This window comes from Bacteroides sp. L008 (assembly GCF_040812255.1).
In the GTDB taxonomy this organism is placed as follows: Bacteria; Bacteroidota; Bacteroidia; order Bacteroidales; family Bacteroidaceae; genus Bacteroides; species Bacteroides vicugnae.
In genome coordinates this window covers 1,430,464-1,456,788 of sequence record NZ_JBFNXO010000001.1, presented here as the reverse complement: position 1 = coordinate 1,456,788, position 26,325 = coordinate 1,430,464, and the positions used below count along the sequence as shown (strand labels likewise).

Below are 26,325 nucleotides of genomic sequence, written 5' to 3'. Positions count from 1 at the left end.
ACACTATCTTGCTTTATTTATAAATGTACTGTATACGTTCCACATCTTTCGGATGATCACGGTTGGTACGGCAGGTCCATTGGCCCGTATTGTCATATTCATAATAAGAATTACTATCGATCCGGTTTCCGTATTTATCGTACAGGCAGATCAGGCATCCGGATGTTTTCTGGTTATTGCCCAAAATCCGTTGGTAGACGATCTGTGTCAGATAGCCGTATTTATCGTATTCATAAGCATCTTTTTGTGATATAATCTGATCCGGAGAATTGGCGAAAAGCAAATTTTGATGTTGCGATGAAATCAATCTGCCCTTATCATCATATTTGTTTGCGGTGTACGCCTGAAGTTCTCCATTCTTATTATACTCTTTGGTTTCGGTCAATAACCCCTGTTTATCATAGGAACTTATGATAACTCTTCCATCTGTATACTTGAGTGAATCACTCTCGATACTTCCATCCGTACCGATACGGCGTGTCCGCCGGTAGAGGTCCGTTTTGGTTTTCGGATTCGTTTGCACTTCAAAGATGCAGTGGCCTTGCGGATCGTATAATCTGTTCGTTTGTATTTCATTGCTTGGCTGACCGTTTTTTATGGTAAGCGACAGGGTGGAAATGAGCTGTCCCTTATCGTCATACGAATAAGTGGTCGATATATTTCCTGTACTGTCATTTTCCGCAGACTTTATCAATCGTCCTCCATTATAGTATTTCACAGAGGTAGGGGTAGATACGATTGTTTGTAGGATAAACGGTGTCCGTAGTGCATTGGCCTGGTCACGAAATTCCTTGTACCTGTGTGTGCAAAGAAAATCCTGCAGCATGCTCAATGATTCGGAACTGACAATGGCAGCTTTTAAAAGCTCGAAATCAGCCTTTTCACTAAGATATTCAAGATCATCCAGATGAGTACGCGCAGTGGAAGTCAGGTAAGGTGATTGCTTATACTCGTCAATGATCTGCCGGATGGCTGTCGCATTTCCTTTTTCCCGGAGGCTGTCGATCCCTTGAAACAGAAAATCGTCGTATAGCGTGCGAACTTCCGGAAGGAATGGACGCGTATCTTTATCAGTGAAAAATTTCTGCATATCGGCATTATCAAAGAATGCCTTGAAATTCTCCGATGTCGGATTACTCTTTACAATCTGGTAAAGCCGTTTGTTTTCCGCAGCGTTGATTTGAGAGATAAATTTGCCGTTCGGATATTCAGTGATGTACGTTTGATAAATATTCAGCGTGGGTGTTTTCAGCATCCCTTCCAGTAAGGCCATTTCACGGATGTCCCGTACCTTTTGTAAAATGGCGGAGTCTGCCGGATAACCGCTTGACTGGATGCTGTCCATCAATGTCTTGCTAAAAGGAATCTGGTCTTTCGAAGCCTCCAGAACAGAGATGACAGCTTGTTCCGCTTTGTCTTGCACGTTGGAAAGTTGTATCTTCTCTTCTTCGCAGATATTCGGGAAATAGGCTTTCGCAGCCTTTTCATAGCATCCGAAATAATTGGCGGCGGCTTGTTCGCTTTGCTCGTTCCATAATTCGTTGAGCACATCCAATAATGCCAGTTCTTCGGCGTAATAGCTTTGAGTCTCGGTGTCTATCTTATCACGGTTCTTCTGCCATTTGTCGGCGTCATTATCGTTCAGATACCTTAGCAGCTTTTCCAGGCGGCTCTGCTTTTGTGCCATTGCCTGTGGGATGCAGGCAACCAGAAACGAACTCAAAATAATCGATAAAAATATACTTCTTTTCATTGCTTTTTGGTGTTAGGTTAAAATAGTTAGTGATGAAAATTCATAAAAATACCTTCATTCTCGAATGAATATTATACTTTTGTATTGAGAACAAATTTGAGTGCCAAGGGTTTGTTAAAAATCCACATAGTTTTTATAATGCTGTTATGAATACCAATTATATAGAGGAATTAAACGAGAGTCAGTGTGCAGCAGTGACTTATAATGACGGTCCTTCACTGGTGATAGCCGGTGCCGGTTCGGGAAAAACGCGTGTATTGACTTATAAAATCGCTTACTTGCTGGAGCAGGAGAACGGGTATAATCCATGGAATATCCTTGCATTAACCTTTACCAATAAGGCTGCACGTGAGATGAAAGAGCGTATTGCCCGTCAGGTCGGTATGGAACGGGCACGTTATTTGTGGATGGGAACTTTCCATTCCATCTTCTCACGGATTCTTCGTGCCGAAGCACAATATATCGGTTTTACTTCCCAGTTTACCATCTATGATACGGCTGATAGTAAGAGTCTGCTTCGCTCCATCATCAAGGAGATGGGATTGGACGAGAAAACGTATAAGCCGGGAGTAGTGCAAGCACGCATCTCCAATGCCAAGAACCATCTGGTTACTCCCACGGGGTATGCTGCCAATAAAGAGGCCTACGAAGGAGATATGGCCGCCAAGATGCCTGCTATCCGTGATATCTATACCCGTTATTGGGACAGATGTCGTCAGGCAGGTGCAATGGATTTCGATGATTTACTGGTGTACACCTATATTTTATTCCGTGACTTTCCGGAAGTGTTGGCACGCTACCGGGATCAGTTCCGTTATGTGCTGGTAGATGAGTATCAGGATACGAATTATGCGCAGCATAGCATTGTCCTGCAACTGACTAAAGAAAATCAACGGGTCTGTGTCGTGGGAGACGATGCGCAAAGTATCTATTCTTTCCGTGGGGCGGATATTGACAATATTCTCTATTTTACAAAAATCTACCCCAATACGAAAGTCTTTAAACTGGAGCAGAATTACCGTTCCACGCAAACCATTGTTTGTGCTGCCAACAGCCTGATTGAGAAGAATGAACGTCAGATACGGAAAGCCGTGTTTTCAGAGAAAGAAAAGGGGGAACCTATCGGTGTGTTTCAGGCATATAGCGATGTAGAAGAGGGTGATATTGTAGCTAATAAGATTGCAGAACTGCGTCGGGAGTATCGCTACGGATATGCTGATTTTGCTATCCTGTATCGTACGAATGCACAAAGCCGTATTTTTGAAGAGGCTCTTCGGAAACGAAGTATACCTTATAAGATTTACGGAGGACTTTCGTTCTACCAGCGAAAAGAGATAAAAGATGTGATTGCTTATTTCCGTTTGGTAGTGAATCCGAATGATGAAGAAGCATTCAAGCGAATCATTAATTATCCGGCGCGTGGCATTGGAGATACGACGGTCGGGAAGATTATATCGGCGGCTACTGATCATGGTGTAAGTCTTTGGGCGGCACTCTGCGAACCATTAACTTATGGGTTGGATATAAATAAAGGAACGCATGCGAAACTGCAAGGCTTTCGTGAATTGATAGAAAGTTTCATTGTCGATCAGGCGGATAAGAACGCTTATGAAATGGGAACGAATATCATCCGTCAGTCCGGCATTATCAATGATGTCTGTCAGGACACATCCCCCGAGAATCTAAGCCGTAAGGAAAATATAGAAGAGTTGGTGAATGGTATCAACGACTTCTGCGCTTTGCGGCAGGAGGAGGGTAGCCCGAATGTGTCTCTTACCGATTTCCTTTCGGAGATTGCATTGCTTACCGATCAGGATTCCGATAAGGCGGATGATGGAGAAAAGATAACGTTGATGACAGTCCATTCGGCTAAAGGATTGGAGTTTAAGAATGTATTTGTGGTCGGTCTGGAAGAAAACCTGTTTCCCAGTGGGATGGTAGGAGATTCTCCCCGGGCACTGGAAGAAGAACGTCGTTTGTTCTATGTAGCAATTACTCGTGCGGAGGAACATTGTTATCTGTCTTTTGCCAAAACCCGTTTCCGTTATGGAAAGATGGAATTTGGAAGCCCCAGTCGTTTCTTGCGTGATATCGATGTTCATTACTTGCAACTGCCGCATGAGGCAGGAGTGAGCCGGGCTGTCGATGAAGGTGCGGGACGTTTCCGCGCTTCCTTACAGCAACGTCCGAAAGCACAGATCATTGCTCCCAGCGTACCGAGGAATTTGAAGAAAGTTAGTACTGTTAGCCCAAGTAACGGTGCACAGGCAACCTCTTCCACTTCGGCATCGGTAGCAGGAGTACAGGCCGGACAGATGATAGAGCACGAACGTTTCGGATTGGGTGAAGTGATTAAAGTAGAAGGAACGGGAGACAATGCGAAAGCAACTATTCATTTTAAAAATGCGGGAGACAAACAACTATTATTACGTTTCGCTCGTTTTAAAGTGGTAGAATAAATAATAACACTAAATAGAGAGACTCATGAAGAAACAACTAACAGTAATTTTGCTTTCCGCTTTGATTTTGAGTGGATGTGCGTCGGGGCGTATGGGAAATCCGGGAGCTATCATGGCAGGTGCTTCTATCGGAGGTAGTCTGGGAGGTTCGATAGGTGGACTTATCGGAGATAATAATCGTGGCTGGAGAGGCGGTTACCGTGGTTCTGCTATTGGGAATATTGTGGGAACCATTGCCGGTGCGGCTATTGGAAACGCGTTGACGGCGCCAAGACAAGAGCAAATAGAGGAAGATGCGTATATTCCTGAAGTGAGGGAAGTCCGTGTGCAAAAATATAAGAAGCAGCCACAGGTGCAACAGCCTATTTCTCAACTGAAGTTGCGCAAGATCCGTTTTATAGATGATAATCGCAGTCATGTGATTGATGCGGGAGAAAATAGCAAGATAATCTTTGAGATTATGAATGAAGGGAGAAATCCAGTTTATAATGTAGTTCCTGTGGTAGAAACGGTGGGGAAGGTGAAGCATCTCGGCATTTCTCCTTCCGTGATGGTGGAGGAAATTCTTCCGGGTGAAGGCATCCGTTATACCGCTTCCATTCATGCAGGTGAAAAATTGAAAGACGGTGAAGTGACATTCCGTGTCGCAGTGGCGGACGAGAATGGAGTGATTTGTGATTCGCAAGAATTTACTCTGCCTACACAGCGCGGAAACTAGAAATAACAGCCCGGAATATCCGGTTCAAACATAGTGACGGTATATGCCTGGAATAGTGACGCTATCCTAAGCATATACCGTCACTATGTTGGTGGGATAGCGTCACTATTTTAATAGCCATCTCCATATAGGAATTATATGTATTGTTTTGTTGCCGATAGTTATTTCCTCGGTTTCGTCATCAGTCAAAATTATTCCTTCGGTGAGATTATAGGTATTGAGTGCGGAAATTAATCCATTTATTTTACGCTGCCTTGTTTTTTCATCTTTCATCGAACGGGTGACTTGGCAGGCAGATACAATATGTCCGTTTTCACGCATAATGAAGTCGCACTCTATTCCGTCATTATGATAATAGATATCTTTTCCCTGGCGCTTTATTTCTATAAATACCAAATTCTCAAGTAATTGCCCGATGTTGTCGGTCGCATTGAATCCCACTTTGCCAATAATGGCATTATCTATGAAATACACTTTCTTTTGGTTGTTCATCTGTTTTTTTACAGACCAGTCGAACTTCATTACCTGAAATAGCAGATAAGTATTTTCAAGATATTCCAGATAGTTTTTGACTGTTTCCGTATGTTTGATACCTATCGTTTTTGCTAACGAACTGTACGAGAAACGTTTCGTAGCATTGCTGGCTAAGTAATAAACCATTTCCAGCAATTCTCTTTCACCATTTAGTTTGTTTCGAGTGACAACGTCTTTATAAATAATATTCTCATAAAGAGTGGATAGGTAATTGTTGTTCCGGTCTTTTATATAACGGGGAAAACCGCCAGTTTTCAAGTATTCGTCGAAGTGTTTTTTTAGCATACTTTTTCCGGTAGTAGTATAAAAGTCCTTTTGTTGCGGATATGCTTCCTTCATTTTTAGAAATTCGGGAAATGAGAAAGGGTATAGTTCAATTTGGCAATAACGTCCGGTGAGGTGTGTGCCTAATTCTCTACTTAGCATATTGGCATTAGAGCCTGTAACAAATACCTTACATCCACTGTCATGCAACCTTCTTACAAATCTTTCCCAACCGGGAATATTCTGTATTTCATCAAAATAAAATGTTTTTTGTTCTCCAAACAATTCGATGAAAGCTTCATATAAGGTTTGAAAATCATCGACTTTGAAGTTGATAAGCCGCTCATCATCAAAATTCATGTAAAAGTCTTGTTCTGACTGTTGCGAACGTATTTGCTGTAAAAGAACAGATTTTCCGCATCTTCTTATACCAGATATGACTAGCACTTCGGGATTGTTTACACAACTCATGTCAATATCCCTTTCTATCATTTGGGATATGTCTTTTTCACGCTGGTCGAATATGATATGCTTTAATAATTCTTTCATGATAACTGGGCTTTTGATTGCAAAGATATAAAACTTCTCATTATAAACGAATATAAAATGCTAAAATTGCTCATTGTGAATGAGTGAAAAGTGATAATACTTCTCGTTGATAATGAATGATAGATAGCAACTTTCATTTTCAATACAACAATGATACGGTTAGAAATAACAAATTCAGTCTCTATCTGTGTAAGATACGCGTAAAAACATTATCTTTGTTCATGTTTCAACTAATGCATTAGGTTTATATGAAAGAGATATTCAGAAGATATCCTATCGGGATACAGAATTTTGAGCAGTTACGTAATATGAATTGTGTATATATTGATAAAACCGCATTGGTTTATCAATTAGTCCATACTGATACTGTGTATTTTCTTAGCCGTCCCCGCCGCTTTGGAAAAAGTCTTCTAGTCTCTACTCTAGAAGCTTATTTCTCCGGAAAAAAAGATTTATTTAAAGGACTGGCAATAGAACAGTTGGAACAGGAATGGACTGTCTATCCTGTGTTGCATATTGATTTCAGCAGAACAAAATATACCACTATCGAAGATTTGCAAGAGCAATTGAATCTTTATCTAAGCGAATGGGAGAGGACTTATGGGAAAAATGAAGAAGAAACGAGCTATGCAGCCCGTTTAACCGGTTTGCTTCAACGAATTTATCAACAGACAGGAAAGCAGGTTGTCGTATTGATTGACGAATATGATGCACCTTTATTGGATAGTAATAGTGACTCTGCTTTACAAGGACAATTGCGAACTGAAATGCGGAAGTTCTTCAGTCCTCTTAAAGCACAAGGGCAATATCTTCGTTTCTTGTTTTTGACAGGAATCAGCAAGTTCAGTCAGATGAGTATATTTAGTGAGCTGAATAACTTGCAGAATATCAGCATGAGCGATGATTATAGTGCTATTTGTGGTATTACAGAGCAAGAGTTGCTAAGTCAGATGCAACCGGATATTGAGAGGATAGCTCAAGCGAATAATGAAACCTATGAAGAAGCTTGTCGGCATTTGAAACGGCAGTATGACGGTTATCATTTCAGCAAGAATTGTGAAGATATTTACAATCCGTTCAGCCTTTTCAATGCATTTTCGCAAAAAGATTATAAGAGCTTTTGGTTCTCTACCGGCACGCCTACTTTCTTGATTGAAATGTTACAGCGAATGGACTTCAGTCTTAATCTATTGGAAAAGATGGAAGTGAAAGACGAAGATTTTGATAAAGCGACAGAGGTTATTACCGATCCGATTCCTGTGCTTTATCAGAGTGGCTATTTGACTATTAAAGGATATGAACCTCTCTTTCGTACATATACATTAGGTTATCCCAACGAAGAAGTTAAAATAGGCTTTATTGAGACGTTGATCCCTTCCTATCTCAATCAACCGACACGAGAAAGTAACTTTTATGTAGTCTCTTTTGTAAGAGACCTGATGAAAGGTGATATTGAGCAGTGTCTTCTTCGTACTCGTTCTTTCTTTTCATCTATACCTTATGATTTGGAGAACAATCAGGAGAAGCATTATCAGACTATTTTCTATTTATTATTCCGTTTAATGGGTCAATATGTAGATGTAGAAGTAAAGAATGCCATTGGCAGGGCTGACGTGGTAATTAAGATGCCCGATGCAATTTATGTATTTGAATTTAAGGTAGATGGAACTCCCGAAGAAGCATTGGCTCAAATTAATAGTAAACAATATGCTATTCCTTACGAGATAGATCATCACAAGGTTGTCAAGGTCGGAGTGAATTTTGATAGTACAACACGGACTTTGGGAAAGTGGGTGATAGAGCATGAAACAAGGTAACAAGAAAGGAGACGAACCTATGCCGAGTAATTATATTCGTTTCGATTGGGCTATGAAGCGTTTATTACGCAATAAAGCCTATTTTGTAGTTCTCGAGGGCTTTCTTACCACTCTTCTAAATGAAAAGATAGTCATTCAGAAGCTGTTGGAAAGTGAGAGCAATCAAGAGGACGAGTTTGACAAGTATAATCGGGTAGATATGCTTGCTGAAAACTCAAAGGGTGAACTTATTTTAATTGAAGTTCAAAATAATAATGAGTATGCGTATTTCCAACGTATGTTATTCGGCACTTCGAAATTGGTGACCGAATACATAAACCGCGGGGAAGGGTATGACAAAGTAAGGAAAGTATATAGTGTCAATATTGTATATTTCTCTTTAGGGAGTGGAAAGGATATCGTATATCATGGAAAAACTGAATTCCGCGGAATCCATCAGGGAGATGTTTTGGAATTGACTCCTTTCCAGAAACAGACATTCAAAGTAGATAGTGTCAGTCAGTTTTATCCCGAATATTATATTCTGAAGGTCAATGATTTCAATCAAGTGGCTCGGAGCCCGTTGGAAGAATGGATTTATTATATGAATACTGGTGATATACCTGATAGTGCGACAGCACCGGGGTTGGATGAGGCTCGTCAACGCTTGAAACTGGATAAGATGATTAAAGAAGAATTAAATGCTTATTATCGTCATTTGGATAATATAGTGATTCTACGCGATAATATATATACCGAACGTGCGGAAGGTCGTGCTGAGGGCCGTGCAGAGGGACTTATGGAAGGTCGTATGGAAGAAAAAAGAGAAATGGTACATAATATGAAATCTTTGAATATTCCACTTGATACCATTTCGCAAGTTACAGGACTATCCCTTGAAGAAATAAAAAGCTTGTAGTAGGGATTGCCCCCGAAAAATGTGAATTTTAAAATGATAAAGACAACGCTTCCATTTGTACTGAGAGCGTTTTTTTATTCATAAAAATAGGATACTGTATGCGTTTCTCTTGCTTGAAATCTGAACAGTATATGGCGCTCAAGCAAATATGCGAGTAATTAGGCATTATGAAAATCTGTATTGCTTCTGCTTATATGTTATTGTGGTGCATATAGTTTGTAATAAAGTGCTAATTATGATATTTCGTCAGAGAATTGTGTGGCTATATCGTATTTTGCTACATCAGTTTATTGTAGTAAAAAGCATGGAATAGCTGAAAATATGCAGGTTATTTAGAGTCACACCGATGAATACATCGTTGGTCGGTGAGAAAAGCATTGATCCTCACTGACCAGTGATGCGTTCCTTTTAAAGGAACGGAGCCTAGTTTAGAGAGAATGACTTGTTTTTTATTCCTCATTTATGCAGTTTTTAGCTCATGAATAGCATATTCTTACATTAATTTATGTATTTATTTTTCTATTTGCTCGATTTTGAGTTAAATATTAAAAGGGGAAATCTTAAAAATAGAACAGAATCTCTTATTCTGAGAGACACGGTTGACATTCCATTCTCTGTTGAAACTGCAAGAATATTGTTTCTCATGATATGGTTGTTGCTTGATTTATTCGTTTGTTAGTTTAAATAATGTTACCTTTGTGACTGAAAAATATATAAAAAGAAACATGATAAGAACTATTTATAATAATTTGTTATTGGTGTAAATTATGGATTCAGACAGACGAATGGCTTTACTATTTTTCATTTTAATGATAATTCTTGTTGTCACATTAGAACGAATGCTTTATGCTTCAGGAGAAGTTGCACTTGCAAATAAGACTAAAATAACTTTATTGGAAACAATAGAAGATGGATTCAATGCGCAATATGATGCACTGGGACTATATGAGGCTGGTTATAAAATGGAACCGAACAGGAACTTTGAGCATTGTACTATAACTAGTTCTAAAGGTAAAAAAGTAAAAGATATTGCGGTTGAAGAAAACAAGGTCGTAGTGAGTTCGGATATTGATACTAGAATAAGTCATACCGTTTTAGCAGAAGAGGGAATAGATGCCGATGCTTGTTTATCTTTGTGGAGTAAGAAACTGTCTGCAGCTGATATTGTTTCTTGTCATGCATTACAAATGCATATTCATATTCATACAGATAGTGCCTATGTACTTGTTTGTGGAGATTCTACGTTATTTTTACCTGAGTATAAAAAGATTAGTAGTGTTTATGCCGGACTTTCCAATGAAATTGAAGTAGAGCCTTTTATTCGGTATTCTTGGTTGACAGTTCTTAAAAACACCTCAATAACGATGGTGGTTATTGTAGAATTGATTATCCTTGTTCTTTTATTTGTTTGTTTTATCTATTATCTAAGAAAGAAAATAAAAAAGAGCATTCCTTCAGTAACAGATATCTCCCAATTAGATATAAAATTAGCGAATCTGCGTTATGTTTACAGTTCGCATGAATTTTATGTAGATGATAATCGAAAGATTCGGATTACTGGCCAACCTGCATCTTTACTTTTGCTGCTTTTGAAAGCTCCAAATCATACAATGACAAAAGAAGAGATTATTTCATGTTTCTGGAGGCCGGAAGATAGAGGAGTAGAAGGTAGGTTGCGTCGTGTGGTGAGTGATTTAAGGTCTTTACTTCGGGAAAAATCAGTGAACATATCTATTAAATCATCAGGAAATAGCTATTCTTTGATTGTTTAAAAAGTGCTATTTCATCGATGAAAATTTGTTGTGCGAACTATTGTGAGAAATTTCTCACAATAGTTCGCACGATTTTTCACGTCAATAAATTGTCGTGTTCGAATAAGATGCCTACTTTCGAGCAAAAATTAATCAATTTATATTATAGTATGAAAAAGTATTTAAAGTTTGGAGTTTTTTCTTTTGTCGTATTGGTTTCTATTTTCTTTTGTAGAAAAGCTGAGCACAACAAACTGCAAAATGTTATTTTATTAAATAATGTGGAGGCATTGGCTGCCGGTGAGAATCCTACGACTAGATGTAGAGGTACCGGTTCTGTAGATTGTCCTTTAAATCATGAAAAAGTAAAGTATGTTTTCGAACCATTTATATTGGATTGGTAAGCTTCTGCTACTGATATTGGTAGTTGGGATATTATTCTCGTGCTCACAGTCCCCAAAAACTTTTTTGGGGATTAAATATTCGGATTTTCCGGAAGAGAAACATCTGTCGGCACAGGTAATAGAGCTTGATACAGCCTTGTTCCGCTATCCTTTTCGGATACGGATAGAGGGAGATAAAGCCATTGTAATGGATTTGCATGGTTCCGAACATTATGGGCACTTATTCCAATACCCAAGTTTCCGGTATTTATCTTCTTTCGGCAGACGAGGCGATTCCCCAACGGAAATGTTGTCAATGGAAAACTTCCGTTTGTATAACCATGAATTATGGACTTTAGATGCTAACAAAAGCGAATTAACTAGGTTAGATTTTTCTTCATCCGGTGATTCACTGCTTCGTGAGGAAACGGTAACATTGGATGAAGATATACTTCGACCGCTTGATTTTACAGTGTATGATGATACAACATTTGTCATTCCTGACTATTCAGGTGAGAGCCGCTTTTTAAAGGTTAGTTGCAAAGGTAAACTTATAGAGAAGATAGGCGCTATACCTACAGCGAATGAGAAAGCTTTGCAAGAAGCCCGTCCGGCATTAGCACAGGCATGGCGTAGCTTTTTAGATTATAATCCCCATAATGGCGTTTTAGCTGCTGTCACTCAACTGGGCGAGGTGGTTGAAGTTTATAATTTAAAAGATAGTACTCATGTAATTCGTATCGGTGAGCATGACGAACCTGAATTCAAAATTTCAGATGGATATGGTATACCAACAGGCATCATGGGATTCAGTGATGTTCAAGTAACGGATAGTGCCATTTATGCGGTATTTCACGGAACGCCCTTTAAAGAGATAGCAAGACAAAGTGGAAGGCTTCCTGACGGAGGAAAATACATTTATGTATTTAGTTTGAAAGGAGAACCGATGTGTAAATATGTACTCGACCATTATATATATGGTATTTGGGTGGATGAAGCTACTAAAACAATAATGGCAACAGATGTTAATAACGATCAGCCAATACTAAAATTTTGTTTTGGTAGCGTATGAGAGAATTAACATGATTAAAGGAGCAGAATGATGAGTTTGTCCATCTTGCCGGATTTGCTTACATATCATCTGCTCCTAAACCTTTAAAAAAGATTCCGATGCAAACATAAGAATAAAAAGTTAATGTAGCAAACTATTGCTGTTCTGTTGAAATGATAGATACAGAAGAAAAACGAAAAGTACAAATTAAAAAACTACAAAATGAAAAAGAAAATAATGGGGCTTATAGCTGTTGTTGCTATTGCCGCTATTGCGGGATACAATATGCTTACTTCACCAAATGATGTGAAGCTGTCTGGTTTAGCTATGGTAAATATGGAGGCGTTAGCTCAAGGCGAATCTTCAGGAGGAAATTGTGAACCTTCATCTAGTAGAGAATGCTGTGTATGTAATGGTATTCACTATACTTATCAGGCATCTGTTAATAGAAGTTGTGATACAAAAAGTGGCTGTAGTCACTGGTAATAATTGAGTTGAATTAAGCTACCTTAAAAGAAAATCATCAGTATTTATCTAGTAAGGTAGCTTTTATAATTAATACTATGTGTAAAAATATAATTATAATAGCTAGTATTGCGGTCTTTATATTTAGTTCTTGTTCTTCTAATAGAACAGATGTGCAAAGACTATCTTTGAAATCGCAAGTCTTAAATGATGAAATATTTACCATGATGCCGGGCGATTTACTTTTGGCTGATGACTATTTAGTTTGGTCCGATCCATTTGCTCGAGACTGTTTTTTGCATGTGCATAGTGCATTAACTGGTGAAGAATTAGGAGTAATGGGAAAAGTAGGAGAAGGTCCTAAAGAATTTATTACGCCTATGACTAATAGATATTGTGTAGATAATAAACTTTTTGCTATAGATGCAAATGGGAAGACAGTTGGTTATTTATCTATTGATAGTCTGATAAATGGACAGGAACCATTTTGCGAATTGTCGGATAAAGAGAAAGAAATGAAGATGGAAAAAGTAGATAAGGACCTATATATAAAATATACAGAAAATGGTTCGGAAAATTATTTTCGAACAATAATAAATGGGCAAGAATCATCGTGGGGTGTTTATCCTATCCCTGAAATTAAGGAACATATTGGTATTTATGAATCTTATGATCCAATTGAAGGATTGTTTCTGATTTCGTCTTTCAAGTTTCCATATTTGGCTTTGTATAAAAAAGAAAATTCTACTTTTGTTTTACAATGGGAACGGAAAGTTAATAAAGAAAAGAATTATACTATTGCAGATGATAGAGTTATATTTGATAGAAAAATAGTTGGAGCGTATGATGTATGTATGAGTAAGGATTATATAATTACTTTAGAACGGGATCGTGAGAAAGAGCCCGTAGACGAATCTACGGTTGGTCGCAATATAAGTAAGTGTCCTCATACACTGTTTTTGTATGATTACAATGGTAACTTGTTGAAAATAGTGGATATAGGAATGCCTGCAATTAGAATAGTAGCTAATAGAAAAAGTAATACTTTATATGCAATAGGAGTTGATCCTGATTATGTGTTGGCTAAATATGAATTATGAGAATTAGATTGTTGACCATAGTGATTTGGGGAGGGATTTGTTTGGTGGGCTGTATTCCATCTTCATCTACAGTGCCACTTGTATACAATAACATCTTTTCCAAAGATACTATTGTTACTTTAGAAAAACTACCGATGTATCCTGCTCAATTTAATCCTCGGTGTATCTTGTTTAATAATGAGAGAATTTTAGTACGTACTTCAACTTTGGATAATGCTGTCTATTCTGTATTTTCTTATCCCAAAATGAAACATCTGTCATATTTTGGTGAACAATCTGAGTTTATTGTCCCTTTGGAGCAGTTTAATGATGAATTTTATTTAGTTCATAATGATTCATTATATTTTTATAAATGGGTTGAAGGTGATTCATTGAAGTTGTTTTCAACTTCTTTCTTTAATAATATAATGGGACAACAAATGTTAGGAGTTGCTAAGCTAAATGATAATTTGTATGCTTATTCTGACAATTGTTTTGATAAAGGAATGAACGAATTTTTTATGATAAATTTATCTCGAAAACAAAAAGAACCTAAAGGCATATATCCAGATACACATGTAAATTTTAGTTCTATCAGTGATTTTAAATCAGCTTATGCTCATGAAATTATAGCAAAGCCTGATGGGAGTCGTTTATTGGTGTTTTATTATAGGACACGGCGTTGTCGTATTTATAACCAAAACGGTGTGTTATTTCGTGACATTTTGTTGAATTACGAACCTTGTCAGACTATTATTGATACTGACATAAAGAGACGATTCTTGCATATAAGAGATGCATATGTTACTAATAATATGATTTATTTGTTGTGTCCGGATACAAAGGAAGTAAACTCACCTTCCAGTTTACTAGTCGCAAATTGGGATGGAGAATTTAAAGCTATATATCATTTAGGGCAAACTATATCTTATTTTTTTATAGATGAGTTATTGAATTGCTTTTATGGTGTAGACTCTAATGATCCCTATCATTTTTATAAGTTAAAATTAAGTAAGAATTGATTATGAAATATTTTGTGTATATAATTTTTCTTTCCATTTGTATGTTCTCTTGTCAAGATGAAAAGAGTATACATGCTGAAAAAATATTAAAGAAATGGATAGATAAAGAGATTATTTTTCCTGAAAATCTTAATTTTAGTATTCAAGGAAGTGAAAGGGCTTCGAATTTTACTATACGTGATAGTGAATTTAAGATAATAGCATATGTAGACTCTATGGGATGTACCAGTTGTAAGTTACATTTATCTGAATGGAACAATTATATTAATAATATTGATTCTATTTATCCTAATAAAGTTCAGTTTTTATTTTTCTTTTTTCCAAAAAATGGACGTGATATATATCTTACCTTAAGAGTGGAAAGATTCGTATATCCAATTTGTATTGATACATTAGATGTCTTAAATAAAATAAACCACTTTCCTTCTGATATGCAATACCAAACTTTTTTATTAGATAAAAATAATAAAGTTATGGCAATTGGTAATCCGATGCAGAATCCGCGTATTAAAGAACTTTATTGGAATATAATCTCAGGTAGACAAGACTCATCTATGTTGGATAATCAACCGCTAACTACAGTTTCACTTTCTTCGTCTCAAATAGAAATGGGTAATTTTTCTTGGGAGCAGAAGCAAGAAGTAGAATTCGAAATCTGCAATACTGGAAAAATCCCATTAGTAATTAATGATGTGATTACATCTTGTGGTTGTATTACTGCAAAATACGTTAAGAAACCACTTAACCCTCATGAAACATCAAAGGTGAAAATAATTTATAAATCAGAGCGCCCGGAACGTTTTGATAAGACTATTACAGTTTATTGTAATGCATCTAATGCACCATTACGAGTGAAAGTTACTGGAAATGCTCATTAAAAATGTATGAACAGGAATTTTAAATATACTTTAGTTATTGTACTTGTTATCATGTTAATTGGAAAAGTAATAATAAACTCTCTTAGAAAAGAGTATGTTACTTCTTTGGAAACAGTATTACAAGTGGCTGGTGAAAATAGAAAAGAATTAGAAAAGGTGCTTCATTATTATCGAATAAATTTGGCAGACAGCCTAAAATATAAAGCAGCTTGTTTCCTTATAGAAAATATTCCTTTTTATACTTATTCCGATAGTGAACAATTTGAAAATTATAAATCTTACTATACATGGCTGAAGAAAAGTAAAGGAAAAACTCCGCAACAAGTAGCTGATTCTATTAAGAAGATATATGGTCCTATGAAGGAGCCCAGCAAGAAACGAGATATTATGGAAATAGATTCTGCCTACCTATGCCATAATATTGACTGGGCATTTAAGGTTTGGCAGGAACAACCTTGGGGAAAGAATATCTCATTTGAAATGTTTTGTGAGTACTTATTGCCTTACCGAATAGGTGATGAACCATTAACTTATTGGCGTGAAATGTATTATGACAAATATAATTCGTTACTGGATTCATTACGTATGTCTGATTCATTGGATATTGAAGACCCGGTGGTTGCCGCTAATTATCTAATAAGTAAATTGCCTGATAAGAGCTATTATTATACTTCTGTAACGCCCTATCCATTTGGACATATAGGGCCGGAATATGTACAATACTTATCCGGTACATGTAGGGAAGTGACCGATTTTGCTGTGTATCTATTCCGTGCTTTGGGCATTCCTTGTGCCATAGATTTTGTTCCTGTACGAAGTTACATAAATGCCGGGCATTTTTGGTTGACAACATGGAATAAGGATGGAGAGGAATATATGACTGATTTCCCGCAAAAATTGCGACCTGTACGGAAGAACTGGTGGTATCGGTGGGATGACAGTTCCAAAGTGTATAGATATACTTTTAGTGTGAATAGAGACCTGTATGAGCAAATGGCAAAGTATGGTGAAGAAGTATATCCTTTTTGGCGTTTGCCGAAATTTACAGACGTAACTTATGGATATGGCTATAATTTTAAGAAAGAATTGGTTATCCCTTTAGAAAAACAGTATAAAACGAAACGGAGCGGGAAAATGGCTTATCTATGTGTCAGTGACAGGGATCGTTGGACTCCTGTTGACTGGACTGCATATGATGCGGGGCATTTGGCATTTCAGTATGTACGGAATGGTTCGTTTATGAGAGTGGCTACTTATGAGGATGGAACATTATGCTTTCTGACCGATCCTTTTTATGTTGATAAACAGAGTAATGAGAACTGTTATTATCCTGCAGGAAAGGGGAAGGAAGATGTAGTATTATATGCCAAGTGTGATATTGGGAGAGAAAATATGTTCAGAGACCGGATGATAGGCGGTGTTTTTGAAGGGAGCAACCATCCTGATTTTTTGGAAAAAGACACTTTGTTCATAATACAGGGCAGACCTAATCGTTTGAATACAACTGTAAAGAGTTGGTCTGATAAAAAATATCGTTATCTAAGATATTTTGGTCCACCCAGAAGCGCATGTAATATTTCAGAAGTCGCTTTTTATGAGAAGAATGATACTGTTGCTCTGTCAGGGAAAGTGATAGGGACTCCCGGATGCTATCAACATGACGGAACGCATGAATATACCAATGTGTTTGACGGGAAAACATGGACTTCTTTCGACTATTTTAAGCCTACCGGAGGATGGGCAGGACTTGATTTAGGCAGAAAAGTCTGCGTAGACCGTATTGTCTATACTCCGCGCAATAGGGATAATTATGTTCGTCCTGATGATGTATATGAGTTATTTTATTGTGACCGGGATTGGAAGTCTGCCGGAAAAATAAAAGCAACTGCCGATTCACTGGTATTTCGGGATATTCCCGTAAATACACTGTTACTTCTGAGAAATCATACGCGCGGACTGGACGAGAGAATCTTTATTTATGAAAACGGAACTCAGCTATGGAAATAAGAACTCATATCAGGCTTGTCGTGGCATGGAGAATAATTATAATCTCGGGTATTATTTCTCTAATATATGCTTGTTCTTATTCGGATAAGAAGATTTCGCATCTTTCCGGTATTGCTCCTTCTGAACATACATTATTGGCGATTACTCCCGATGTTAGTATCAAAGTAATAGGTGATTCGCTAAATAAAAGTTATCCGCAGTTGAGAACCGGGAAAGTATTCCCGATAACAGGTCTTTTGCGTGTAGACGGTAAAGCTTATCGTTTCATGGGAGACGATTCTTTGCGTATATCTCCTTTAGCTCCTCTTTCAGAGGATACTATCGGATGGATGGGGAAATATTCTTTTTTGTATCCGGGAAAAGGATGGGAATTGAGAGAATATGATGATTCTTTGTGGAATGAAGGTAACGGAGCTTTTGGTCCGACAAAGGGATATTATTATCCGGCTCATACTCTGTGGGGAGCGGAAAATTTTTATGTTCGCAGGCATATCAAGGTGGACAATAAAGATGTTTTGAAGAATCATAAGGTGTATGCCCGTTATGTATGTGACGATCAAATAAAGCTTTTTTGTAATGGGGGATTTCTGTTAGAGAATGGATTTACGCATCGAACGAAATGTCAACGCTTGACTGATGAAGCTGTTAGTCAAATAGTTGATGGAGATAATGTTCTGGCTGCATACTGTCGTAATACGGGTGGTGCCGGCTTGTTGGATTTTGGCTTGTATATAGAAAATAAAACATATGCTGATGCAGAACCGGCAACTTTGAAAGAAATGGAAGTGCAAGCTACGCAGACTCAATTTATTTTCCAATGTGGAGATGTGGAACTTCAGATTGACTTTGTTTCCTCTTCCTTATCGGAAAAGTGGAATATGACAGGATGGCCTGTCGGTTTTCTGACCTATCAGGTTCGTACGAAAAGCGAAAAGGAACATACGGTGGAAGTTTTGTTCGACGTGGACACTGAATGGATGTTTGGCAAAAGGAAAATTGATAGTTGGGTCGATAAGGATTGGTGTTTTGTGAAGTCCGACAGTTTGTATTTGGCTATGGCAGCAGATGAAACAACCTTTTCGTGTGAAGATAATCATATCATTCTATCTCAAAAATTGTGTGCGGGAAATGAAAATAGGGGGGTATTGCTTCTCGGATATGAAGAAGGGAAAACTTTCCAGTATAGTGGTGAGAGTTTACGCCCACTTTGGAATAAGGATGGAACAAGAGAAATAAAAGAATTGATGATGTCTGTAGGAAACAGGTATCAGGAGTTGAAAGCAGAATGTAATAAATTGGATTATCGGTGGAATATCAAGGCGTTTCAAGCAGGGAATAAAGCTTTTGCCGAACAAATGCTTCCTGCTTATCGTAATTTTATATCCTCTCATAGGTTTGTGTTATCCTCGGATAATAAGCTTTTTTGTTTTGGTGATACTTTGAGTAATGTCAGAGAAGCTTATGAAAATTTTCCAACGTTGTTGTTTTTTAACTGTACTGACTGGATGAAAGGCTTGTTGAATCCAATATTTGCATATTGTGAAGATATTTATTGGGTGAAGAAGTATCCACCTTACGATATAGGTTTGTATCCTATTGCTAGTAAACAAGTAAAATTGGAAGACTGTGCTGTAGAAGCGGCGTCTAATATGTTGATGATGACAACTGCTATTGTAGAAGCGGAACAGGATTTCGGTTACGCTGATATGCATTGGAAACAGTTGTGCTTGTGGGCGGATTATTTGCAGGAAAGAATGAAGAAAATGACTTTTCCATCTGTTGGATTATTGGATAATGATGACGAACGTGTGAAATGTGTGTTAGGACTGATGGCTTATCACAAATTGGTTCAATTAAAGGGAAACTTATGAGTAAAGTAAAGAGAATTTGGGCGATACTGGAGAATTTAGCATTCTTCATATTCTGTATGGTAGTAGTTCTATTCTTGATGCAACTGTTCTGCTTTACTTCATTCAGGATACCTTCGGATTCTATGGAACCGGCGTTGAAGGATGGCGACCGGATATTAGTTAATAAGATGATAAAGGGGGCTCGTTTGTTCGATGTGTTTGCAGCTTTGAATAATGAGGATGTTGTTATTCACCGAACGCCCGGATTTGGGAATTTCAAGAGAAATGATATACTGGTTTTTAATTTCCCATATCAAATGAATCGTTGGGATAGTGTACGGATGGATGTAATGCAATATTATGTAAAGCGTTGTATTGCTTTGCCGGGAGATACATTAGAGATTCGGGGAGGATTTTATAAAATACGTGGTTGTGATGAACAGTTGGGAAACTATAAGGCTCAACAATATCTCGCTGGATTACAGTATCCGAAACAGCATGGCATTGTAGTAGGTACATTTCCGTATGACAAACAAATTGGATGGACTATTTGTGAGTTCGGACCTTTGCCGATTCCCAAGAAAGGTCAGATAGTAATGATGAACCGTACGAATTGCCTTTTGTACAGGCAGTTGATAGGTTGGGAACAGAAGAAGAAACTACGTATAAAAGACGGACAGATAGTATTGGGGGACAGCGTGATTATCCAGTATCGCTTTAAAAAGAACTATTATTTTGTTTCCGGTGATAATATGGCAAATTCACAAGATTCAAGATACTGGGGGATGTTGCCTGAAGAATATATTGTAGGTAAGGCTACCCGTATTTGGTATTCGGAAGATAAATTTACGGAGAAACCCCGTTGGGACAGAATTATGAAGAAAATCAAATAAAGAACGAAAATAAAGTTGGAATTGATGCGGATGACACAGAAGAATATGGCGGATGTAATAACTCTTACAGGAGTTGCGGCAATCTTGAGCGTAGTAGTTTTTGCTACTTCGAATGATATTCCTGTCGGTGAAATGGCATATCAAATACTATGGTTGGGACGCATGACTTTTGTTTTTGTCGTTTGCTGTCTATTATCCTTTTGTCTGAATAGAAAAAACTATTTGTCTTTTCCAACCATCGTGACATGGGTATTGATTATATTGGGAGGAATGGAAGCTATCTGGGGATTGAGGCAGATATATGGCTTGGCTGTTTCCAATCACTCTTTATATGCACTTACGGGCTCTTTCTATAATCCGGGACCTTATTCGGGATATTTGGCGATGATATTCCCGCTTTGCCTGTATGAATGGCTAAATTTGAAAGAAAAAACAGAACGTACATGGGGAGAACAGGGGGAATATTATATGGCATTGGGAGTGATGCTGTTGATTCTTTGTGTACTACCTGCCGGAATGAGCCGTTCGGCTTGGATTGCTGCCATTATATCGGGTGTATGGGTATATGGGATGCACGCTTCATGGGGAAGCAAATTAAAGGAGATTAGAGAGAGAGATAAAAGAAAGGTAGGACTGGTTTGTATCGCAGGCGGTGTTATAATCATAATGATTGGTTACGCACTTTTCCAACTGAAAGCCACTTCCGCCAACGGACGCTTGTTCATGTGGAAAGTCAGCACTCTTACTATTGCCGAAAGTCCCGTTATCGGACATGGAACTGGGAATTTTGTTTCGGCCTATGGCAGAGCGCAGGAAGATTATTTCGCCAACGGAGAATATTCGGAAACGGAAGAATTGGTGGCAGGAAGTCCGGAATATGCTTTTAATGAATATCTGCAAGTAGCAGTGGAATATGGGATTCCTTTCTTATTAGTTGTCTCTTTAGTTATTGGATTTTGTCTTTGGAAGGGGAGCAGTGAAGGAAGAATAGGTCTTTGTGGGAGTGTAATTTCTGTTATGGTATTTGCCTTTTCCTCTTATCCGATACAGATTCCTGGATTTGCAGTGACATTTTATTTTTTATTGGCGGCTTGTGTTATCGGGCGTTCAAAGATAATACTATTATTTTTTGTTTCGCTGATGGTCCTATTGGGAGCGTATTATTGGAAAAACAACCAATATGATGCGTGTAAGGACTGGCATCGTGGTAAGATGCTCTATAATATAGGGGCTTACCAGTCAGCTAAAGAAGACTACGAGAAGTTATATCCCGAATTAGCAAATCGTGGAGCATTTCTTTTTGAATACGGATATTCTCTGCATAAATTGAAAGAATATGATAACTCGACAAGGATATTGGAGGAAGCGATGACACACAGTAATGATCCCATGATTCTGAATATTATCGGCAAGAATTATCAGGCATCAGGAGATTATGAGCAAGCGGAAGAATACCTGATTCGGTCTACGCACCGGCTTCCGGGGCGGATTTATTCCTATTATCTGTTGGCGAAACTTTATGCGGAGCCAAAATATCGGCAACCTGAAAAATTAAAATATGTTGCTGAAATAGTGTTGACGAAAGAACCGAAAGTGCAGTCTACGGCAGTCAGAGAAATGAGAGAAGAAGTAAAGAAATTATTGAAATAAAAGAACCAATAAATATGAAGAAACACGATTGTATATGGTTACTGTTATGTTTGGCATTAGGAGCAAACACCTCTTGCTCTGGCAAGAAAAATAGTGCTGATGAACAGGAGAAAGGAGTGACTACCGTTCTTCCTGACACAAAGAATGAAGTTACTACCCAAATTCTGAAGAAGCGGAATTTTGACCATGAACTGGTAAGCAACGGAAAGGTGAATGCCCGCAGTAAAGCCGATTTGCGCTTTGAAACGGGCGAAGTCATTGCCCGTATTTATGTGAAGAATGGCGACCGTGTACATAAAGGGCAGAAACTGGCGGAATTGGACAGATTTCGTCTGGAGCAGAAACTGTCCCAGGCGGAAGACGCTCTGTTGAAAGCTGAGCTAGAATTGAAAGATGTACTCATCGGGCAGGGATATACGCCGGATGATTTCAGCAAGGTTCCTGTGGAGACAATGAAGATTGCGAAAGTGAAGAGCGGTTACGAGCAGTCGAAATCCCAGTACGAACTGGCAAAAAGGGAGACGGAGCATGCGACGCTTGCCGCGCCTTTTGACGGGGTGGTGGCTAATCTTTTTTCAAAGCCTTATAATCCGGCCAATACCTCGGAAGTATTCTGTACTATTCTTGATGCCAAAGGAATGGAAGCTGAATTTACCGTATTGGAGAATGAACTTGCCTTTATTAAAAAAGGTGATAAGGTGACGGTCATTCCTTATGCCGGGGGAAGCTCGTTTGAGGGTAGGGTATCTGAAGTCAATCCGTTGGTGGATACCAATGGAATGGTGAAGGTGAAGGCTGACGTAAACGGTGAAGGCAGGCTGTTCAGCGGTATGAATGTGAGGGTCAGTGTCAGGCGGAATCTGGGTGAACAGTTGGTGATTCCCAAGACGGCTGTGGTACTGCGCTCCGGCAAGCAGGTGGTGTTCACATTGAAAGAAGGCAAGGCTATGTGGAACTATGTGCATACGGGACTGGAGAACGCAACGGAATACATCGTTTCTGATAAATCCCAGAAAGGTGTTGAAGACGGTTTATTGGAAGGAGACACGGTTATTGTGACCGGAAACCTGAATCTGGCGCATGAAGCGGAAGTAAATGTAAGATAATCAAAAAGGCACGGATTACACGGATTTCACGGTTTTAGAATTGTGATAGCATAAAGCAACAGCGTAATCCGTGTAATCCGTGACTAAAACTAAAGTAAGTATGATAAAATTTTTAATCCGGCGTCCTATCGCCGTATTGATGGCGTTCACCGCCTGTTTTATAATCGGTCTGGTGACTTATTCCACACTGTCGGTATCGCTGCTTCCGAATATCGCCATTCCGGAGATTACCGTACAAGTGTCTGCCGCGAATACATCCGCCCGCGAACTGGAAAACACGATTGTGAAACCTTTGCGCAGCCAACTGATTCAAGTTTCCACTTTGAAAGACATTCATAGCGAATCAAGGGACGGGGCGGGCATCATCCGCCTGTCTTTTGAGTTCGGCACTAATACGGACCTTGCTTTTATCGAGGTCAATGAGAAGATAGACGCTGCGATGAACTATCTCCCCAAGGAAACGGAACGTCCGAAAGTCATCAAGGCGAGCGCAACGGATATTCCCGTGTTCTACCTGAATCTGACTTTGAAGAATGACAGTGCTTATAGTACTGCTACCACGGGACAGCAATCCTTTCTTGACTTGTGTGAATTTGCCGAATCGGTTATCAAGCGCCGGATAGAGCAGCTTGAAGAAGTGGCTATGGTGGACGTGACCGGACTGGTGGAACGTCAGGTACAGATTGTGCCCGATGAGGACAAGCTTGCCATGATGGGACTTGCCATCGAGGATATTGAGTCCGCCCTGTCGTCCAACAATGTAGAACCGGGCAGTATGACGGTACGTGACGGGTACTATGAATATAATATCAAATTCTCGACATTACTGCGTACGGCGGAAGATGTGGAAAATATCTATCTGCGTAAGGGCGACCGCATTGTGCAGTTAAAGGATTTCTGCAAGGTCAATATCGTGCCTGTGAAAGAGAAGGGCGTGTCCTTATCGAACGGAAAGCGTGCGGTGACACTGGCTGTCATCAAGCAGGCGGATGAGAATATGGACAAGATGAAGAACTCCTTGGTAGGGACGATGGAGCATTTTAGGCGGTTATATCCTGATATTGACTTCAATATCAGTCGCAACCAGACGGAGCTACTGGACTACACCATCTCAAATCTGCAACAGAATCTTACTTTAGGTTTTTTCTTTATCTGTCTGGTAGCTGTCCTGTTTTTGGGAGATGTGAAATCTCCGTTGGTGATCGGACTTAGTATGGTGGTTTCTATCGTGATTAGTTTTGTTTTCTTCTATCTGTGCAATATGTCCCTGAATATCATCTCGCTTGCCGGATTAATTCTGGCATTGGGTATGATGATTGACAGTTCGATCATTGTGACCGAAAATATTTCACAATACCGGGAACGGGGATATTCATTGCGCCGCGCCTGTATAACAGGGACAAGTGAAGTGGTGACACCCATGTTGAGTTCTTCCCTGACTACCATTTCTGTATTTGCTCCCTTGATTTTTATGAGTGGTATTGCCGGAGCTATTTTCTATGATCAGGCCTTTTCGGTTACAGTGGGACTGATGATTTCGTATTTCACAGGTATTATGCTTCTTCCGGTGCTTTATCTGCTGGTTTATCGGACAGGTATTCATACCCGGAAATGGAAATGGCTTTCTTTTAAATTCAATAACCCGATAAAGGATCATACATTGGATCGATTCTATGATGCCGGTGTGGATTGGGTGTTCTGTCACAAAACATTTAGTGTATTGTTTTGTATTATCTCTATTCCGCTTTGTGTATTCTTCTTTTTCTTTATAGACAAGCAGCGGATGCCTGATATAGAAGAGAATGAATTGATCGCCCGAATCGAGTGGAATGAAAATATTCATGTGGATGAAAACAGGCGGCGTGTGGATGAGCTTTTTAAGGATTTAAAAGAACAGGTATTGGAGCACACGGCATCGGTTGGCAGACAGGATTTTCTTCTGAATCGTGAAAGGGAACTTTCTTCTTCCGAAGCAGAACTCTATTTCCGAACGGAGACATCAGAAACAATCAATCCTTTGCAGCAGGAAATATATCATAAACTGAAAGAAGATTATCCGCTTTCCGTTATTTCTTTCTCTCCACCGGAGACGGTATTTGAGAAGCTTTTTGTAACGGGAGAACCGGATATCATAGCCGAATTTTACACCCGTAATAAGGCAAAAGCACCGGAAGCGGGAGATATCCGGATGCTGGAACAGGAGTTATTCCGAAGAACGGGAATCGCTCCTACAGGTATTGCTTTTGAAAATCAGTTGAACCTAAGTATCAATAAGGAAAAGCTACTGCTTTACCGTGTTGCTTACAATGAACTTTATCGAGTCTTGAAAACTGCTTTCCGGGAAAATAGTGTGACTATGCTGCATTCCTACCAGCAATATCTTCCGATTAACGTTGCGGGCAGTGAGAAGACTGTGAATGAAATATTACAGGAAACATTGATACAGACTGAACCGGACAATAAAGGCAACAGAGAGTATATTCCACTCCGGGAGCTGGTGACGGTCACTCCTGCCGAAGACTTGAAGAGTATTGCTGCCGGACGTAACGGGGAATATATCCCTTTTGATTTTTACGGTGTATCGGACGGGAACAAACTCATAAGAGAGGTGAAACAAACAGCGGAAGAAATGAAGGATTGGGATACCGGTTTTTCCGGCAGTTTCTTTTCCAATAGCGAGATGCTGGATGAATTGGTGGTAATCTTATTTATTTCGTTGTTGCTGATGTATTTTATTCTTGCCGCACAGTTTGAAAGTTTTTTGCAGCCTTTGCTTGTTCTGGCGGAGATACCGATTGACCTTGCATTTGCCTTGCTTTTGCTTTGGATTTGTGGACATACGCTGAATTTAATGTCTGCTATCGGACTTATTGTTACCTGTGGTATCGTAATCAATGACTCTATTCTGAAACTGGATGCTATTAATGAATTACGTAAGGAAGGTGTCCCGCTATTAGAAGCTATACATGAAGCTGGCCGAAGACGTTTACGACCGATCATCATGACTTCATTGACTACAATATTCGCAATGGTACCACTGCTTTTTTCTTCGGATATGGGTTCGGAATTGCAAAAACCTCTGTCTATTGCTATGATAGGAACGATGTCGATTGGTACGGCGGTGAGTCTGTTTATCATACCATTGCTTTACTGGTTTATTTACCGGAACAAGAAAATAAATATTAGGTATTAAGTATT

Annotated in this window: 19 protein-coding genes; 17 read left to right on the top strand and 2 right to left on the bottom strand. The window is 38.9% G+C overall.

Annotated elements, in window-relative coordinates:
• Positions 1–13: 13 nt before the first annotated feature.
• Positions 14–1,753: an RHS repeat domain-containing protein gene (locus AB3G73_RS05910; protein WP_148366969.1), complete on the bottom strand. Its 1,740-nt coding sequence runs from the start codon at positions 1,751–1,753 to the stop codon at positions 14–16.
• Positions 1,754–1,899: 146 nt separating this feature from the next.
• Here AB3G73_RS05910 and AB3G73_RS05905 point away from each other — a divergent pair, with 146 nt between their 5' ends.
• Positions 1,900–4,212, top strand: a complete 2,313-nt coding sequence (locus AB3G73_RS05905) for a UvrD-helicase domain-containing protein (RefSeq protein WP_320982802.1) — start codon at positions 1,900–1,902, stop codon at positions 4,210–4,212.
• A gap of 25 nt (positions 4,213–4,237) precedes the next feature.
• A complete protein-coding gene (locus AB3G73_RS05900) occupies positions 4,238–4,930 on the top strand; it encodes a glycine zipper family protein (RefSeq protein ID WP_148366967.1) in 693 nt (230 codons plus the stop codon).
• A gap of 105 nt (positions 4,931–5,035) precedes the next feature.
• Here AB3G73_RS05900 and AB3G73_RS05895 read toward each other — a convergent pair whose 3' ends face one another.
• Positions 5,036–6,277, bottom strand: coding sequence for an ATP-binding protein (locus AB3G73_RS05895; protein ID WP_234133554.1), 1,242 nt, complete (start codon positions 6,275–6,277; stop codon positions 5,036–5,038).
• 248 nt (positions 6,278–6,525) lie between these two features.
• On the opposite strand from AB3G73_RS05895, the gene AB3G73_RS05890 reads away from it, so the two are divergent.
• From AB3G73_RS05890 to AB3G73_RS05820, 15 genes are all read left to right on the top strand, one after another.
• On the top strand, positions 6,526–8,094 hold the full coding sequence (locus AB3G73_RS05890) for an ATP-binding protein (RefSeq protein WP_367743600.1): 1,569 nt from the start codon (positions 6,526–6,528) through the stop codon (positions 8,092–8,094).
• A complete protein-coding gene (locus AB3G73_RS05885; protein ID WP_367743598.1) occupies positions 8,081–8,992 on the top strand; it encodes a PD-(D/E)XK nuclease family transposase in 912 nt (303 codons plus the stop codon). The genes AB3G73_RS05890 and AB3G73_RS05885 overlap by 14 nt, the downstream gene beginning before the upstream one ends.
• Before the next feature lie 767 nt (positions 8,993–9,759).
• The gene (locus tag AB3G73_RS05880; protein ID WP_367743595.1) at positions 9,760–10,764 is read left to right on the top strand and encodes a winged helix-turn-helix domain-containing protein; all 1,005 of its coding nucleotides are present in this window, start codon (positions 9,760–9,762) and stop codon (positions 10,762–10,764) included.
• 149 nt (positions 10,765–10,913) lie between these two features.
• Positions 10,914–11,147 (top strand): NVEALA domain-containing protein, encoded by a 234-nt coding sequence (locus tag AB3G73_RS05875; RefSeq protein ID WP_367743593.1) that lies wholly within the window; start codon positions 10,914–10,916, stop codon positions 11,145–11,147.
• On the top strand, positions 11,116–12,198 hold the full coding sequence (locus AB3G73_RS05870; RefSeq protein WP_367743591.1) for a BF3164 family lipoprotein: 1,083 nt from the start codon (positions 11,116–11,118) through the stop codon (positions 12,196–12,198). Before AB3G73_RS05875 ends, AB3G73_RS05870 begins: the two co-directional genes overlap by 32 nt.
• A 201-nt stretch (positions 12,199–12,399) precedes the next feature.
• Positions 12,400–12,663, top strand: coding sequence for an NVEALA domain-containing protein (locus AB3G73_RS05865; protein ID WP_195649593.1), 264 nt, complete (start codon positions 12,400–12,402; stop codon positions 12,661–12,663).
• 77 nt (positions 12,664–12,740) lie between these two features.
• The gene (locus tag AB3G73_RS05860) at positions 12,741–13,742 is read left to right on the top strand and encodes a hypothetical protein (RefSeq protein ID WP_259011504.1); all 1,002 of its coding nucleotides are present in this window, start codon (positions 12,741–12,743) and stop codon (positions 13,740–13,742) included.
• Positions 13,739–14,743 carry a hypothetical protein gene (locus AB3G73_RS05855; protein ID WP_195649592.1) on the top strand — a complete coding sequence of 335 codons (1,005 nt, stop codon included), beginning with the start codon at positions 13,739–13,741 and terminating at the stop codon, positions 14,741–14,743. The genes AB3G73_RS05860 and AB3G73_RS05855 overlap by 4 nt, the downstream gene beginning before the upstream one ends.
• 2 nt (positions 14,744–14,745) lie before the next feature.
• On the top strand, positions 14,746–15,621 hold the full coding sequence (locus AB3G73_RS05850) for a DUF1573 domain-containing protein (RefSeq protein WP_195649591.1): 876 nt from the start codon (positions 14,746–14,748) through the stop codon (positions 15,619–15,621).
• 6 nt (positions 15,622–15,627) lie between these two features.
• Positions 15,628–17,628, top strand: a complete 2,001-nt coding sequence (locus AB3G73_RS05845; protein WP_195649590.1) for a transglutaminase domain-containing protein — start codon at positions 15,628–15,630, stop codon at positions 17,626–17,628.
• Complete coding sequence (locus AB3G73_RS05840; RefSeq protein WP_367743584.1) at positions 17,619–19,499, top strand: DUF4965 domain-containing protein; 1,881 nt, start codon at positions 17,619–17,621, stop codon at positions 19,497–19,499. Before AB3G73_RS05845 ends, AB3G73_RS05840 begins: the two co-directional genes overlap by 10 nt.
• Entirely contained in the window at positions 19,496–20,371 is an 876-nt protein-coding gene (lepB, locus tag AB3G73_RS05835; RefSeq protein WP_195649588.1) for a signal peptidase I, read from the top strand. Before AB3G73_RS05840 ends, lepB begins: the two co-directional genes overlap by 4 nt.
• Before the next feature lie 24 nt (positions 20,372–20,395).
• Entirely contained in the window at positions 20,396–22,021 is a 1,626-nt protein-coding gene (locus AB3G73_RS05830) for an O-antigen ligase family protein (RefSeq protein ID WP_367743577.1), read from the top strand.
• A 14-nt stretch (positions 22,022–22,035) separates the two neighbouring features.
• The gene (locus AB3G73_RS05825) at positions 22,036–23,127 is read left to right on the top strand and encodes an efflux RND transporter periplasmic adaptor subunit (protein ID WP_320979802.1); all 1,092 of its coding nucleotides are present in this window, start codon (positions 22,036–22,038) and stop codon (positions 23,125–23,127) included.
• Between the two features lie 100 nt (positions 23,128–23,227).
• The gene (locus tag AB3G73_RS05820; protein WP_367743571.1) at positions 23,228–26,320 is read left to right on the top strand and encodes an efflux RND transporter permease subunit; all 3,093 of its coding nucleotides are present in this window, start codon (positions 23,228–23,230) and stop codon (positions 26,318–26,320) included.
• Positions 26,321–26,325: the final 5 nt, after the last annotated feature.